At 58.2% G+C, this 14,551-nt stretch carries 13 protein-coding genes; 7 read left to right on the top strand and 6 right to left on the bottom strand.

The window, feature by feature from the left end; translation table 11 throughout:
• Nucleotides 1-6 precede the first annotated feature (6 nt).
• From AC781_RS09680 to AC781_RS09655, 6 genes are all read left to right on the top strand, one after another.
• Nucleotides 7-675 carry a DUF1573 domain-containing protein gene (locus tag AC781_RS09680; protein WP_067777245.1) on the top strand — a complete coding sequence of 223 codons (669 nt, stop codon included), beginning with the start codon at nt 7-9 and terminating at the stop codon, nt 673-675.
• Nucleotides 653-1,174, top strand: coding sequence for a rhodanese-like domain-containing protein (locus AC781_RS09675; protein ID WP_141675866.1), 522 nt, complete (start codon nt 653-655; stop codon nt 1,172-1,174). Before AC781_RS09680 ends, AC781_RS09675 begins: the two co-directional genes overlap by 23 nt.
• 85 nt (nt 1,175-1,259) lie before the next feature.
• Nucleotides 1,260-1,667: a LexA family protein gene (locus AC781_RS09670; protein ID WP_067777241.1), complete on the top strand. Its 408-nt coding sequence runs from the start codon at nt 1,260-1,262 to the stop codon at nt 1,665-1,667.
• On the top strand, nt 1,667-2,917 hold the full coding sequence (locus AC781_RS09665; RefSeq protein WP_067777238.1) for a Y-family DNA polymerase: 1,251 nt from the start codon (nt 1,667-1,669) through the stop codon (nt 2,915-2,917). Before AC781_RS09670 ends, AC781_RS09665 begins: the two co-directional genes overlap by 1 nt.
• 308 nt (nt 2,918-3,225) lie before the next feature.
• Nucleotides 3,226-4,125, top strand: a complete 900-nt coding sequence (locus AC781_RS09660) for a PEP-CTERM sorting domain-containing protein (RefSeq protein WP_067777235.1) — start codon at nt 3,226-3,228, stop codon at nt 4,123-4,125.
• A 170-nt stretch (nt 4,126-4,295) separates the two neighbouring features.
• Entirely contained in the window at nt 4,296-6,080 is a 1,785-nt protein-coding gene (locus tag AC781_RS09655) for a hypothetical protein (RefSeq protein WP_141675865.1), read from the top strand.
• A 32-nt stretch (nt 6,081-6,112) separates the two neighbouring features.
• Here AC781_RS09655 and AC781_RS09650 read toward each other — a convergent pair whose 3' ends face one another.
• From AC781_RS09650 to AC781_RS09625, 6 genes are all read right to left on the bottom strand, one after another.
• Nucleotides 6,113-6,850: a 16S rRNA (uracil(1498)-N(3))-methyltransferase gene (locus tag AC781_RS09650; protein WP_067774496.1), complete on the bottom strand. Its 738-nt coding sequence runs from the start codon at nt 6,848-6,850 to the stop codon at nt 6,113-6,115.
• 7 nt (nt 6,851-6,857) lie between these two features.
• Nucleotides 6,858-8,012, bottom strand: coding sequence for a molecular chaperone DnaJ (gene dnaJ, locus AC781_RS09645; RefSeq protein ID WP_067774493.1), 1,155 nt, complete (start codon nt 8,010-8,012; stop codon nt 6,858-6,860).
• A 38-nt stretch (nt 8,013-8,050) separates the two neighbouring features.
• The gene (locus AC781_RS09640; protein ID WP_067774490.1) at nt 8,051-8,617 is read right to left on the bottom strand and encodes a nucleotide exchange factor GrpE; all 567 of its coding nucleotides are present in this window, start codon (nt 8,615-8,617) and stop codon (nt 8,051-8,053) included.
• Between the two features lie 98 nt (nt 8,618-8,715).
• Nucleotides 8,716-9,420 carry an MBL fold metallo-hydrolase gene (locus AC781_RS09635; RefSeq protein ID WP_067774481.1) on the bottom strand — a complete coding sequence of 235 codons (705 nt, stop codon included), beginning with the start codon at nt 9,418-9,420 and terminating at the stop codon, nt 8,716-8,718.
• Nucleotides 9,421-9,423: 3 nt separating this feature from the next.
• The gene (locus AC781_RS09630; protein WP_067774470.1) at nt 9,424-11,019 is read right to left on the bottom strand and encodes an Rne/Rng family ribonuclease; all 1,596 of its coding nucleotides are present in this window, start codon (nt 11,017-11,019) and stop codon (nt 9,424-9,426) included.
• 151 nt (nt 11,020-11,170) lie between these two features.
• Nucleotides 11,171-12,193: a rod shape-determining protein gene (locus AC781_RS09625; RefSeq protein WP_067774467.1), complete on the bottom strand. Its 1,023-nt coding sequence runs from the start codon at nt 12,191-12,193 to the stop codon at nt 11,171-11,173.
• Nucleotides 12,194-12,574: 381 nt separating this feature from the next.
• On the opposite strand from AC781_RS09625, the gene AC781_RS09620 reads away from it, so the two are divergent.
• Nucleotides 12,575-14,551: glycoside hydrolase family 2 protein (locus AC781_RS09620; protein ID WP_141675864.1), on the top strand; the 1,977-nt coding region annotated here is incomplete at its 3' end.

Below are 14,551 nucleotides of genomic sequence, written 5' to 3'. Positions count from 1 at the left end.
CCTGCCATGACGATTCCGCATTCCCTGATTTCCGTAATGGCCTGTATGGCGGTTCTGCCGCTGCATGCGGAAATACGTCTGGAAAAGGAGGCGCTGGATTTGCGCCCGGAGCCTTTGCAGGATGAGATCCGCACGTCCGTTTCTTTTTCCAATGCGGGGAACTCCTCCGTGAAGGTGACGCGTGTGAAGCCGCTGTGCGATTGCACGGATGCCTCGCTGAAGGGCGGCAAGAAGGAGTATGCCCCCGGTGAGAAGGGCGAGATCGAGCTGACGATGCGCCTCGGAGCCTTTACTGGGAAGATCGAGAAGTTCGTGGAGGTGAGGACTTCGGACGGCAAGACGCAGAAGCTCGCGCTGCGCGTGGATATTCCCGAGCTGATGAAGGTGCAGCCCAAGGCTTTGCAATGGACGGTCGGGCAGAAGCCGAAGGTGCAGGAATTCACGATCGATATTGATCCGAAGGTGGCGTTGAAGCTGACGGATGTGAGCCTTGTGGGGAGCGATTTCGATTACGAGCCCGTGACGGTGGCACCCGGCCGCAAGTACCGGGTGGTCGTGACTCCGAAGAGTACCGCGAAGGGGGCATTCAATACGCTGTGGATCAAGACTGATTCGAAGGACCCTCGCTATGCGAAGCGGTCGTTTTTCCTGAGTGTCAATCCTCCCCGCAAGTAAAGTCATGGTCAGGGATGCCTTCAGCCAGATTGTCCGTGTCGGCCTCATCATTCTGGGTGTGGCGGTCGTGCTCTGCTATATGGAGTACGCATGGTTTGCGCCGGGCAGGGTGCCGCCCTGCGATCAGGCGCGCCTGCCGAAGGGGCATATTTGCCTGGAGACGGCGTTGAAGGACTGGGGCGAGCGCATCGTGTGGGTGGATGCCCGGAGCAAGCGCAGCGCGGAGCATGAGCGGGATCTCGGGTATATGCTGCATGCGCTGGGCCGTTCGTTCCCCATCCGCAAGGATGCGGAGTTCGAGGAGTTGAAGGCGGCGGCGATGCCGCGCCTGCATCAGGCCGGGTTTCAGGGGGAGTGCATTATCGTGTTCTGTGCGCAGGATTGCACGTCTTCGCAGGAGATAGCCGATGATCTGGCCCAGTACGGGCTGGAGGCTCCGGTGTTCGTGCTGGAGGGCGGATGGGATGCGATCAAGCGCGACGGGCGCCTGTTGAAGTAAAAGGGGTTGGCTTTTGTTAACGCCTTGTTTGTCCTGATCTTCTCTCAATCTTGACTGGGCCGGGAAAAAGGGGCATGCTGTGGGCATGAGCGATGATGGGCAGATTCCCCTGTTCGAGGAAGGCGTGGCGGCAGGGTTTCCTTCTCCGGCACAGGATGCCATCGACCGGACGCTGGATTTGAATGAGCTGTGCGTGCGGCATCCGGCGGCGACGTATTTTGTGCGCGCACGGGGTGATTCGATGTTGGGTGCGGGTATTCACGACGGCGATGTGCTGGTGGTGGATCGTGCGCTCGATGCCCGCGATGGCGATGTGGTGATTGCGGCGTTCGAGGGGGAGTTTACGGTGAAGCGGCTGGATAAGTCCGGAGGCGGTGTGCGGCTGGTGCCGGAGAATCCCGCCTATCCCGCCATCGAGGTGCGGCCCGGCGTGGAGTGTTCGCTGTTCGGCGTCGTCACTTCCGTCGTTCACTTTTTCCGCTGCCCCGCCTGATGTTCCTTCTTTTCGATTGCAATAATTTCTTTGCGAGCTGCGAGCAGATTTTCCGGCCGGACTGGCGCGGGAAGCCTCTTGTTGTGTTGTCGAATAACGATGGCTGTATCGTGGCGCGGAGTGCGCAGGCGAAGGCGCTGGGTATCGGGATGGGGGAGCCGTATTTCAAGGCGAAGCCGGTGCTGGATGCGAACGGGGTGGTTGTCTGCTCCGGAAATTTCGCGCTGTATTCGGATATTTCTCGCCGCGTGATGTCGCTGCTGGAGGAGGAATGCCCGGAGATGGAGCAGTACAGTATCGATGAGGCGTTTGCGAATGTGGGCGAGGGGTCGGAGGAGGTGTGGCTGGATTTTGCACGGCGCATGCGGCGCAAGATTGCCCGGTGGACCGGGATTACGGTGAGTGTGGGCATTGCCCCGACGAAGACGCTGGCCAAGCTGGCAAATGAGACGGCGAAGCATGATGCATCCTTGCAGGGGGTATTTTCCCTCGCTGCGGAGGAGGGCCGGCTCGCGTTTCTGGATGGCGTGCCTGCCGGGGAGCTGTGGGGCGTGGGCCGCAGGCTGGCCCCGAAGATGCGGGCGCTGGGGCTGCGCTCGGCGGGAGATTTGGCGAGGGCGGATATGGCCTGGCTGCGTGCCTGCTTCGGGGTGCATGGCGAGAGGCTGCACCTGGAGTTGAACGGTGTTTCGTGTTTTTCCGGCGACGATGAAGGGGATGTGCGCAAGCAGATTATTCACAGCCGTTCGTTGAAGGATGGTATTCGGCAGAAGGAAGCTTTGCGGGAGGTGCTGTGCCGTTTTGTGGAGTCGGAGGCTCGCGGCCTGCGGAAGGAGAAGCTGCTGTGCGGCAGTGTGGGGGTGTTCTTGCGGACGAGCTATTTTGCGGATGATCCGCAGGCGATGTATTCCAACGGTGCGACGGTGCGCCTCGATGTGCCGGGAGACGATACGCGGGTATTGACGGCGGCGGCGGTTGCTCTGCTGGATGCCGTGTGGAAGCCGGGGTATTCCTATAAGAAGATCGGCGTGGTGCTGGGTGAGTTCCAGTCTCCTGACTGCGTGCAGCTTACGTTCGGCTCTGCGGGGAAGGTTTCCGTGCCGGATCGGCTGATGCAGACGCTTGATGCCCTGCATCAGGCCGGGCACCGGGTGCATTTTGCGAATCAAGGGGTCTCCCAGCCGTGGCGCAGGCAGTATGTGAGCCGCCATTATACGACGCGCTGGAGCGATATTCCCGAGGCCCGGTGAAATCGCGCGGCAGTTGACAAGGGGTCGAAGGGGAGGTATAACCGTCGGATGGATATTTTGGGGTTTGCCTGGGTGCTGTATGTGCTGCTGACCGTGGCGTGCATTCTTGTGCCGTGGGTCAGGAATCGCTGCCGCTCATATGCGGCGATGGCAAAATCGCGCCGGCATTTCCGCCGGATCGGGAGGATGTGAACGGTCAGCAGGTTGTAGCCGGGCGGTTCGGGACGTGTTCGAAATTTTGTTATATACAAAAGTCTTGTCGCCCTGCTGCTATTGTGTTAAATAATAATCGTTCCATCATTCTTTCTATGAATAAAATTCTGTTTACTGCCATTATTTGCGGTTTGTCGCCGTCCGTATTTGCTGCCGATTATACATGGAAATCGGGCAATAGCGCGAGCGCTTCGTTTACCGATCAGGCGCATTGGGACGGTGCGGGCGCATCCGGTTCCATCAACGATCTCAATGCGTCCGGCAATCGGTTTATCATTGGAGACAATACGACGATTACGATCGGTCAGAATTCCATCTTTCTGGGTAATGCCGATGCGGTGATCGGAGATAATGTAACGACGGGGCAGCAGTGGGCCAGCCAATGGTACAATGTGACGATCGGCAAAAATTATACATGGACCGGTTCCGGCGACGGTTTCAAGTTCCGGAACAGGTTGACGACGCAAAGCGCGCTGTCGGCCATTTACTGGAATGGCGCGAATAATGCGACAGGGCTTGCTTTCGGCGGGGGCGTGGTGGATTTGGGGTTGACCGGATCGCTGGTAGGGCAGGGTAACGATCGGGGTTTGACGAATGCGTCCAAGGTGACGATTACAGGCAGTCTGAAGCTTCGCGATACGACGCTGGCGACCGGGTATGCGATCCAAAGCCGTACGCTGGTGAGTGGAGATTTATGGAATCGCGAGGCGCAGATCTATTCCTTTACGGATGAGAACGGCGCGGCTCTGACGAATCTGAATGCGCAGACCGGCGCGGGCGACTGGGCAGCCGCTTCATGGGCAGGCAGTACGGATCAGGATGAGCTGGCCCGCCATTTTGGCGAGGTGTATTATACGTTTGACGAGGGCGGCAACAAGGGTATCGTTGCCCACTATATCGTGGCGAATCCCGGTCTTGTGCCCGAGCCTTCGACTGCAGTTTTGGGGATGGCCGGCATGTTTGCTTTCGTTGTGCGCCGCCGCCGCTGCGCCTAAGAGATCAAAAAATATAAACCTTCAGCGGGCAGTAGTAATACTATTGCCCGCTTTTTGTGTTTGCGATGAAACTCAGCGATAATAATGATCGATCGCTTGGGTGACGATATTTTCATGAAAAGGTAGAGATTCTCTTGACAGTGAAGTCGGATGTTTATACTTTGTGCAGGATGAACAGGAATGTCTTTTCTGCTGCAAAACACGGGGTACAGGTATTTTATTCCTATATTGCCCGACATCCGTGGCTGTGTTCCTTCCTGTTGTGTGCAGTATCTGGATTGCTCGTTTGGTGCAAGGGTGCTGTTATTTTACACAATGACGATATACAATTGCAGTTTCTACTGACGAACGGAGGGTGCGGTTATTCTCCATATTTGCTGCATTCCGGGTATCTGTGGGGATATTGGTGGAGTATGGTAGCACAGATATTACCTGTGCATTCAGCATGGATGATGCTGGCGAATATGATTCTCCTGTTCGTTTCTCTGTGGATATCATGTTTTCTGTTTTTTAGCAGAGCGTTTTCCAGATCAAGGGAGCAGGAGCCTTTTTATTTGTGGTCGCGTACTATTTTGATTCTGCTGGTATTTTTTTGTATTCGAATACTTTTGGGTATGCCTATGTATACCTTGGTTTCCATCTCGTTGCTTCTGGCAGGTATGGGCTTTATATTGCTTCCGTCCCGAGAGATGAAAGCATGGAAAAGGTATGGAGCAGGGGCTATATTGTGTTTTATTGCTTTATGCATCAGGATCGATTCCTTATATGTGGGATTGGTTTACTTCGGAGTATTGAGTGCTCTGATTGTTTGCAATAAAGGTAAGAAGATGTGGAGACAGATAGGAATATGCGGATTGGGGTTGTTGGGAATAGCCGGATGCGTATGGGGTGTCAATTATGTAGGGAATGTTCAAAATAAAGAGATTGTTCAAACTTTGAGTTTTTTGAAAAAACGCATTTCAATTCAGGATATTGCAGATAATTCCGGAATTGACAAGTATGATCGCTATGCTCGTGACTGCAAGATTACACGCGAGCAAATAGATATGTTCAAAGCATTTATTTATGTGCCAGAAATGGAGGAATCAGGGCAAATGGATCAAGCCGTGTCGATCCATCAGGTTGGGATGCGTGGTCTATTCGGTTTGGATTGGTTGGCAAAGCGCGGGATTTTGTCGCCAGAATGGAATGAATTGTCTAAAATAAGACAATCACCTGTTGCCTTGTCATTATGGGTGTGCTTGTGTCTTGCTGGTTTCCTCTATGCATTCGTCTCTAAGAGAACATGGCATGTTCCTGTTTTATATGGGATGTTTGTTGCATGTATTGTGTTTTTGCTGTTAACACAACACAGATTGTTGGATCGTGTCTATTTTCCGGTTGTGATGATGGCCTTGATTGGAATGGGGGCGTATTTGCCAAGAAAAGCGGCGTATGCGATTGAAAAATGGAAGCTTTACCTACTGGTTGCCGTGATGGGGGCAGGAACTTTATTTGTATTTCGCCATGATCGTCACGGTTTGGTGCACTTGTTGGATTCTGAATCCTCTCCTTCTGTAGACCAAGTGTCGTGTCGAGAGTATGTGCAAGCGCATCCTCATACGATTTTCGTGTGTGCTGCTCCACTTGAGATGCTTTTTCCGGAATCTCCGCTGGATTATTCTTGCGATTTATTCAGGACAACGAATGTGATTCCGGTGGGTGGTGCATGGATTTATTATACTCCGGCATATAAATCGTTTTTAGTAGCCCACGGTATGAGAGATCCTTATGTGGCATTGTTGGCGGATCGAGTCGTTTTTCTTGTGGGCAGCCATGGACAAGTGAAGGCAACAAAAATTCTGCAGGGTGTGAAAGAGTCAGTCGAGCGAAAGACAGGGCAGAGTATGGAATGGCGCCTCATTGAAGACAATGGCAAATTTTCGTGTTGGAAAGCTGTACGTGTGGAGTTTTGACGCATGCGAGGTGTGACCCTGCGCCGATCAGATCAGTCCAGCGCGTAGCGGATGGCGGAGATGGCGAAGAAGGTGGCGGTTTCGACGCGCAGGATGATGGGGCCGAGGGTGACGGGGAGGAATCCGTGGGCGGCTGCGGCTTCGTTTTCCGCAGGGGTGAAGTCTCCTTCGGGGCCGACGAGGATGGCGGCTTGCCGGATGTGGGCTGTGCGGGCCTGTTCAAGGACGGTGCGCAGGGGCTGGGCGGTGTCCGTGAGGGCGGCATGGATTTTGAGGGGGGGAAGGCCGGCGTGTGTGAGGAAGTCGCGGTAGTCCATCGGGAGTTCGACTTGCGGCAGGGTGTTCTGACCGCATTGTTTGCAGGCTTCGAGGACGGTGCGCCGCCATTTTTCGGTTTTGGCTTCTGCTTCGCCGGGTTTCAGCCGGACGATGGTGCGTTCGGTGATGAGGGGGATGATGCGGGAGACTCCGAGTTCGACGGCTTTCTGGATGATGAGTTCCATGTTGCCGCCTTTGGGGATGGACTGGCAGAGGGTGATTTCTGCGACGGGCGGGGGCTGGGGGAGGTCGGCCACGGGTTCGAGGAGGAGGCCGGAGCTGCCTCTGGTGGCGGTGATGCGCGCTTCCGCGGCGCGGCCCCTGCCGTCGAAGACGGTGCAGGTGTCGCCTTCGCGGAGGCGCATGACTTTGAGGGCATGCTTCGCTTCGTCCCCCGCGAGTTCCCAGGCGGGGGCTTGCCATGCATCAGGCGGCAGGTAGAAGCGGGGCATGCGGGGGTTAGTCTTTGTCTTTCAGGAAGCGGGCGGCTTTTCTGAGGTATTCCTCATACTGGGGCTGGTTTTTGGCCGGGGTGAGCGCAGCGGCGAATTCGTCGAGTTTGGCCTGCTGGTCGCGGCTGAGGCCGGAGGGCGTTTCGACGTGGATTTCGATGAGGAGGTCGCCCGTGGCTCCGCCCTTGAGGGATTTGATGCCTTTGCCCCGGACGCGGAAGATGGTGCCGGACTGGGTGCCTTCGGGGATTTTGATGCTGGCCGGGCCTTCGAGGGTGGGGACTTTGAGTTTGCCCCCGGCGATGGCGAGGTTCAGCGGGATGGGCATGGTGGCATGGAGGTCCTGGCCTTCGCGCTGGAAGATGTCGTGTTTTTTGACTTCGATGAAGACGTAGAGGTCGCCGGTGGCTCCGCCGTGGGTGCCGGCGTCGCCGTTGCCCGAGGAGCGGAGTTTGGTGCCGGTGTCCACGCCTGCAGGGATGCGCATGGTGATCTGGGTGTCTTTTCGTACGCGGCCTTCCCCCCGGCATTTCGGGCAGGGGTCGGAGACGATTTCTCCGGTGCCTCGGCATGTGGGGCAGGTGCTTTGCTGGACGAAGAAGCCGTTCTGCTGGGTGATGACGCCCTGGCCGTGGCATGTGGGGCAGGTTTTGAAGCCGCTTTTGCCGGCGCGCGATCCTGTGCCGGAGCAGGCGTCGCAGGCGACGAGGCGTTCGATTTCGAGGGTTTTTTCGCAGCCTTTGGCGGCTTCTTCGAGGGTGATGTCGAGGTCGTAGCGAAGGTCGGCTCCCGGTCGTTTGGCGGAGCGCCGCTGGCCGGAGCCACCGCGGCCGAAGGCTTCCGAGAAGCCTCCCATGCCGCCGAACATTTGGGCGAAGATGTCCATGGGGTCATGGAATCCTCCTCCTCCTGCCGGGCCGCCTGCGCCTCCCATGCCTCCGTTTTTGAAGGCGTCGTGGCCGTAGCGGTCGTAGGCGGCGCGTTTGTCGGCATCGGAGAGGACTTCGTAGGCTTCTCCGAGTTCCTTGAATTTTTCTTCGGCGGTTTTGTCATCCGGGTTGCGGTCCGGATGGTATTTCATCGCCAGTTTGCGATATGCTTTTTTGATGTCGGAGTCCGTCGCGTCGCGGGCTACTCCGAGTACTTCGTAGTAATCTGCCATGAGTGTGGGTTTAAAGGTGGTGCGCTCCGGTGGGTGGATCAGGCTTCAGGCGCCGGGTCGGCGGCGCGTTGCGCCACGACGACGTTGGCCGGGCGGAGCAGGCGGCCTTTGAGTGTGTAGCCGGGGCGGATGATGCGGAGGATGGTGCCTTCGGGCTGGTCGGATTCTTCGCTCTGGATGGCTTCCTGCAGGTTGTGGTCGAAGGGCTGTCCGATTTCGACGGGGATGAGTTCGACTCCCTGGTTCTGGAGGAAGTCGGCGAGTTGTTTCTGTACCATGTTCATGCCGATGTAGATCATGGATTTGGTGTCGTCGCTGGCCATTTGCATGCCCATGGCGAAGTTGTCGAGGATGGGGAGGAGTTCTTCGAGGAGGCCCTGGTTGGCGTAGCGGGCGAATTCTTCGCGGTCCTTGACGGTGCGTTTGCGGTAGTTGTCGTATTCGGCTGCGGTACGCAGGGCGGTGTCGCGCCATTTCTGGAGTTCTTCGGCTGCGGCGGCTGCCGGGTCGACGGCGGTTTCGGGTTCCGGTGTGTCCGCTGCTGCGGTTTCTTCCGGGTTCTGAGGAAGGTCTTCTTCAGGGTGTTTATGCTTGTTTTTGGTCATGGCCTGATGATAGTTTGTCGGTTGGTGCGCGTCAACTGCATGGTGCGGCATGGTTAGTCATGCCCGTTGCCGTGGCCGGAGGCGGTTGCCTTTGGAGCTCAGGCGAGGAAGGGGTTGTTTTTCAGTTCTTGCCCGGTTGTGGTGGCAGGGCCGTGGCCGGGGCAGATGACGGCGTTTTCCGGGAGGGCTGCAAGTGCTGTGCGGATGCGGTCGAGGGCGGCGGGAGTTTCGCCGCCGGGTGTTTTGCCGATGGATCCGGCGAAGAGGGCGTCTCCGGTGAAGAGGAGGGTGTCGTTCCCCTGCTGGAGTATGTATCCGCGCGCGCGAGGGGTGTGGCCCGCGAGGCTGACGGTGCGGAGGTCCCAGCCGCCGAGCGAGGCGGGAGGTTCTGCGCTGCCGATGCCGTAGACGGGGGATTGCTGCCAGCCGGAGGCAAGGCCGCCGATGTGGTCGCCGTGTTCATGGGTGATGAGGATGGCGAGGACGGTGCGGTTGCCGATGGCGGCGCGGAGGTCGGCCGGGGTGCATCCGGTGTCTACGACGATGAGGCCCTGCGGGGTGTCGATCGTCCAGATGTTGACGGTGCCGTAGGGGTAGGGCGCTTCGTGGCGGTCGAGGCCGGGCGGGAGGGCAGCGGCGGGTTCGTAGGCCGGGATGCGGCGCCAGGCTTCCGGAGAGATGCCGAGCTGCTGCCGGAGGTAGGCGTCGAGCGCCTGCGGGTTTTCCGGGAGGTCGGCAAGGGAAAGCCCCCGGTTGGCGAGGGCTTTCTTGATGATGTCTTGTTGGTCGTCTTCCAGTGGCATGGGTTACATGTTGACCTGGTAGAGCGGTTTGCTGTCGTTCCTCGCGTCGAGGATGGCGAAGGCTTCCCGGTGGATGGAGGGGTCGCTGCGGAAGAGGAGTCGCCCGTTGCACTGGCGTTCGAGTTCCATGAGGAGAGCCGCGTCTTCGTTTTTGAAGCGGGAGAGGACTTCGCTGTTGACGACGACGACGAGGTCGCCGACGGTGTCGCTGTATTTTTTGAGCGTGGCATGGATTTGCCGCTGGATTTCGACGCTCATGGTGACGACTGATTTGATGCGCCCGCGGCCGTGGCAGTAGGGGCAGTGGTCGTTGACGTAGTCGCGCAGGCTTTCGTTGAGGCGCTGGCGGGTCATTTCCATGAGGCCGATGGGGGAGATTTGGAGGACCTGCGTTTTGGCTTTGTCGCGTTTGAGGCAGTCTTTCATCATTTTATAGACGGAGAGCTGGTCTTTGCGGTGGCGCATGTCGATGAAGTCGACGACGACGAGGCCGCCGATGTTGCGCAGGCGGAGCTGGCGGGCGATTTCGCGGGCGGATTCGAGGTTGGTTTCGAGGATGGTTTTGTCGAGGTCTTTGGAGCCTTTGTTGCGGCCGGTGTTGACGTCGATGGCGATGAGGGCTTCGGTTTCGTCGATGACGAGGTAGCCGCCGCAGGGGAGGAGGACCTGCCGCTGGAAGGCTTCGTTGATCTGCTTCTGGATGCCGAGTTCTTCGAAGATGGGGTTGCGCGTCTGGAAGTGCTGGATGTGCCTTTTGGAGCGGCGGGAGATTTTCCCGGCGATGTCCTGCATCATCTGGGTGGTTTCGAGGTTGTCGCAGATGATGTTGTCGACGTTGTCGGTGAGGAAGTCGCGGGCGGTGCGTTCGATGAGGTCGGGTTCGCGGTAGACGCTGACGGGGGCGGGGCGGGAGTCGCGTTTTTCTTCGACGGCGCGCCATTGTTCGAGGAGCATGGCGAGGTCGCGGACGAAGTGGCGGAAGCGCTGGCCCTGGGCGACGGTGCGCATGATGATGCCCATGCCTTCGGGGACGTTGAGTTTCTGGACGATCTGGCGGAGGCGCTGGCGTTCCTTGGGGTCGTCGATTTTACGCGAGATGCCGAACTGGTCGGTGTAGGGCATGAGGACGATGTAGCGTCCGGCGAGGGAGATGTTGGTGGTGACTCGGGGGCCTTTGGAGCTGATGGGGCCTTTGGTGACCTGAACCATGATTTCCGAGCCGATGGGGTAGATTTCGGGGATGTCTTTGGAGGTGATTTTGCGCTGCTGTTTTTTCGGGCGGCCTTCGCGTTCGATTTCTTCGAGGCTGGAGTCGAGGGCGGCGGGCAGGGCATCCCAGAAGTGGAGGAAGGCGTTTTTTTCGTAGCCGATGTCTACGAACATGGCTTTGAGGCCGGGTTCGATGTTTTTGACGCGGCCTTTGAAGATGCCGCCGACGATGTTGTCGTGGCCTTCGCGTTCGATGTTGTATTCTTCGAGGATTCCGTTTTCGAGCAGGGCGACGCGGCGCTCAAGCTTTTCGGAGTTGATGACGATGGTGGTGCCTTCCTTCGGATCGCATGTGCCGAATCCGAAGGCGCGCTTCAGTTTGTTGAACATTTTACAAAACAATGGTGTGAATGGTGGTGTGCCAGACGCCGGGGGTGCAGGGCGCAGGTTGCGAGCTGGGTTCCGGCGTGGTTCCCGGGGCCGGGCGGCTTTCCGCAGTGGGTGGAGTCGGAGGGCCCTGATCGGGTGGGGGTGATCCGGTTCAGTCTTCTTCCTGGAAGACGGTTTCGCGTTCCTGCAGAGATTTGCCCGTGCCTTCGGCCACGGCGCTGAGGGGGTCCTCGGCGATGTGGATGGGAAGGTGGGTTTCCGCATGGATCAATTGGTCGATGCCGCGGAGCAGCGCTCCGCCACCGGCGACGACGATGCCACGGTCGACGAGGTCGGCCGCCAGTTCGGGCGGGCAGCGGTCGAGGGTGTGGCGTACGGCGTTGACGATGGTGTTGAGTTTTTCGCTGAGTGCTTCGCGGATTTCCTCGGAGCGGATGGTGACTGTCTTGGGAAGGCCGGACCCGCGGTCGCGTCCCTTGACTTCCATCTGCAATTCCTTGGGAAGGGGATGGGCGGAGCCGATGCGTACCTTGATTTCTTCGGCGGTGCGTTCGCCGATGAGGAGGTTGTGCACGGTCTGCATGTGGTGGATGATGGATTCGTCGAGGGCGTCGCCTGCGCAGCGTTCGGAGCGGCTGTAGACGATGCCTCCCAGCGAGATGATGGCGACTTCGGTTGTGCCGCCGCCGATGTCGACGATCATGTTGCCCGCGGCGTCGTCCACGGGGAGGCCTACGCCGATTGCGGCGGCCATGGGTTCCTTGATGAGGCGTACGGTGCGCGCGCCCGCCTGGTAGGCGGAGTCTTCGACGGCCCTTCGTTCGACTTCGGTGATGCCGGAGGGGATGGCGATGAGGATGCGCGGCCTGCGGAGGCGCTTCATGGACGATACTTTCGTGATGAAGTGGCGCAGCATTTCTTCGGTGACGTTGAAGTCGGCGATGACGCCGTCCTTGATCGGGCGGATGGCGACGACGTCGCCGGGGGTGCGGCCGAGCATGCGCTTGGCTTCGTCGCCCACGGCCTTGACTTTGTCGCCTTTCATGGCGACGACGGAGGGCTCGCGGAGGACGATACCCTGGTCTTTGATGTACACCAGGGTATTGGCTGTCCCGAGGTCTATCCCGATGTCATACGAGAAGAGCCCGGAAAATTTTTTCAAGAGGGAGAACATGTGTTCGTTTGTGAAAAAGGTTAAGAGTGGGCGAGGTTGGCGGGGAGAGCCGGATGTTGGCGGTCCGTCGTTCCTTTTCACGGGATGCGATGGGTGGACCGTAGGCTATCCGGAAGAACAAATTCGGTCTCTACACGCTCCTCGCGCGAATACTAGGCAATTTCGCATGGAGTGTCAATTCAAAAGTAGGTCTTGAGGTGTTGATTTATGAGGGTTTGTTGCGCGTGTCGCGCAGGTGCGCGCGTGGTGTCCGGTTCGGTGGCGGAGGCGGGAGGAATGTGCTTGATTTGCACAACGGGAATGGTATGCTGTGGGTCTTCGGGGGTGGTTTGTTCCGAAGGTTGAAAGATTTTTCCACACGATCCGGTATATATTCCTTGTATGAAGCTTATCCATATTTTATCCGCCTGTGCCACAGTTTGTGCGGCTGCTGCATCCGGTATGCCTGCCGGAGATTCTTCCGGTACGGAGCTTCCGGCCGTGCAGACGGTTTCCACGATGGCCGGGGCTCTGCCCGGCGGGGTGCGCGACGGTTTTTCGATGAATGTCGGCTGGCGTTACCATCAGGGGGATGTGCAGGGCGCGGACGGGAAGTCGTTCGACGATTCCGGCTGGGAGGTGGTGAATGTGCCCCACGGGCTGGAGCTGCTGCCCGAGGAGGCGAGCGGCGGCAAGAATTACCGCGGCCCGGCCTGGTACCGAAAGCATGTGGATGTGCCTGCGGGTCTTCAGGGGAAGCGTATGACGCTGTATTTCGAGGGCGTGATGGGGAAGAGTTCCGTGTGGGTGAACGGGAGGAAGGTGGCGGACCATTTCGGCGGCTATCAGCCGATCGTGCTGAATGTGACGGATTTTCTGGAGTGCGGCAAGCCGAATGTGATCGCCGTGCGTGCCGATAATTCGGACGATCCGACGTATGCGCCCGGCAAGCCGCAGGATGTGCTTGATTTCTGCTATTTCGGCGGGATTTACCGCGATGTGTATTTGATCGGTTCGGACAAGGTGCATATTACGGATGCGAATGAGGAGAATGTCGTGGCCGGAGGAGGGTTGTTTTTCTGGACTCAGAAGATCGATCTGGCGAAGGGTGTGGCGGAATGCGGGGTGAAGGTGCATGTGCGCAATGAGTCCGACAAGGAGTTTGCCGGGGAGGTGAAGGTTTCCATGCCTGATGCGAAGGGTGTGTCGAAGGTGCTGCCGCTGGTGCTGAAGCCGGGTGAGGCTAAGCAGCTTGAGGTGATGCTGGATGTGCCTGTGACGAAGGAGTCGCTGTGGTCTCCCGACCGGCCGAGCCTGACGAAGCTGGATGTCGGCGTGTTCCGCAAGGCTGGAGGCAAGGCGGAGGAGGTGGATGCAATGCAGCTTGATGTGGGTATCCGCACAGTGGAGATTTCCAAGGAAGGTTTGTTTGTGAACGGCGAGAAGTTCCCCGAGAAGTTGATCGGCGGCAACAGGCATCAGGATTTCGCGGTGCTGGGCAATGCCGTGCCGAACAATTTGCAGTGGATGGATGCGTTGAAGTTGCGCAAGGCGGGTATGAGGGTGATCCGTTGCGCCCATTATCCGATGGATCCGGCATTCATGGATGCCTGTGACCGGCTCGGGCTGTTCGTGATCGTGGCGACTCCGGGCTGGCAGTTCTGGGGCAAGGGGCCGTTCGAAGGCCGCGTGTATGAGAATATCCGCAATATGGTGCGCCGCGACCGCAATCATCCGAGCGTGTTGATGTGGGAGCCGATTCTCAATGAGACGAATTTCCCGGCCGATTTTGCGAAGCGCGCACACGATGCGACACATGAGGAGTATCCCGTGCCCGGTTGCTATACGGGGTGCGATTCGATTTCCCAGGGCCATGAGCATTACGAGGTGCTGTATTCGCATCCCGAGATTTCCGAAGAGAAGTTCGCCATTTCGTCGAAGACGCAGTCTCCCGATCGTGCGTATTTTACGCGCGAGTTCGGCGATAATGTGGATTCGTGGTCGTCCCACAATTCATCATCGCGCGTGTCCCGCGCGTGGGGCGAGGTGCCGATGCTGGTGCAGGCGAAGCATTACCTGAATCCCGATTATGCCTATACCTGCTGGGATACTCTGTACCGCGCTCCGGATTACCATTTCGGGGGGACTCTCTGGCATCCGTTCGATCATCAGCGCGGCTATCATCCCGATACGTTTTACGGCGGTATTCTGGATGCGTTCCGCCAGCCGAAGCTTTCCTATTATGCGTTCATGTCGCAGAGGCCTGTCGAGCAAGGGCCGATGGTTTATGTGGCCCATTCGATGACGCCGTTTTCTCCGAAGGATGTGACGGTGTTTTCCAATTGCGACGAGGTGCGGCTGACGGTGCAGGATAAGCCC

Origin of the sequence: Neoakkermansia glycaniphila, assembly GCF_001683795.1 — a bacterium.
GTDB lineage: Bacteria > Verrucomicrobiota > Verrucomicrobiia > Verrucomicrobiales > Akkermansiaceae > Akkermansia > Akkermansia glycaniphila.
Note: the sequence above shows the minus strand (reverse complement) of the source record. Positions and strands in the feature narration are given on the sequence as shown.

Bases quoted from the DNA above. Each gene is read 5' to 3' on its own strand.
- AC781_RS09650 (WP_067774496.1), bottom strand. From the start codon at position 6,850: ATGCCCCGCTTCTACCTGCCGCCTGATGCATGGCAAGCCCCCGCCTGG.
- AC781_RS09655 (WP_141675865.1), top strand. From the start codon at position 4,296: ATGAACAGGAATGTCTTTTCTGCTGCAAAACACGGGGTACAGGTATTT.
- AC781_RS09680 (WP_067777245.1), top strand. From the start codon at position 7: ATGACGATTCCGCATTCCCTGATTTCCGTAATGGCCTGTATGGCGGTT.
- AC781_RS09660 (WP_067777235.1), top strand. From the start codon at position 3,226: ATGAATAAAATTCTGTTTACTGCCATTATTTGCGGTTTGTCGCCGTCC.
- AC781_RS09640 (WP_067774490.1), bottom strand. From the start codon at position 8,617: ATGACCAAAAACAAGCATAAACACCCTGAAGAAGACCTTCCTCAGAAC.
- AC781_RS09630 (WP_067774470.1), bottom strand. From the start codon at position 11,019: ATGTTCAACAAACTGAAGCGCGCCTTCGGATTCGGCACATGCGATCCG.
- AC781_RS09625 (WP_067774467.1), bottom strand. From the start codon at position 12,193: ATGTTCTCCCTCTTGAAAAAATTTTCCGGGCTCTTCTCGTATGACATC.
- dnaJ (WP_067774493.1), bottom strand. From the start codon at position 8,012: ATGGCAGATTACTACGAAGTACTCGGAGTAGCCCGCGACGCGACGGAC.
- AC781_RS09665 (WP_067777238.1), top strand. From the start codon at position 1,667: ATGTTCCTTCTTTTCGATTGCAATAATTTCTTTGCGAGCTGCGAGCAG.
- AC781_RS09635 (WP_067774481.1), bottom strand. From the start codon at position 9,420: ATGCCACTGGAAGACGACCAACAAGACATCATCAAGAAAGCCCTCGCC.
- AC781_RS09670 (WP_067777241.1), top strand. From the start codon at position 1,260: ATGAGCGATGATGGGCAGATTCCCCTGTTCGAGGAAGGCGTGGCGGCA.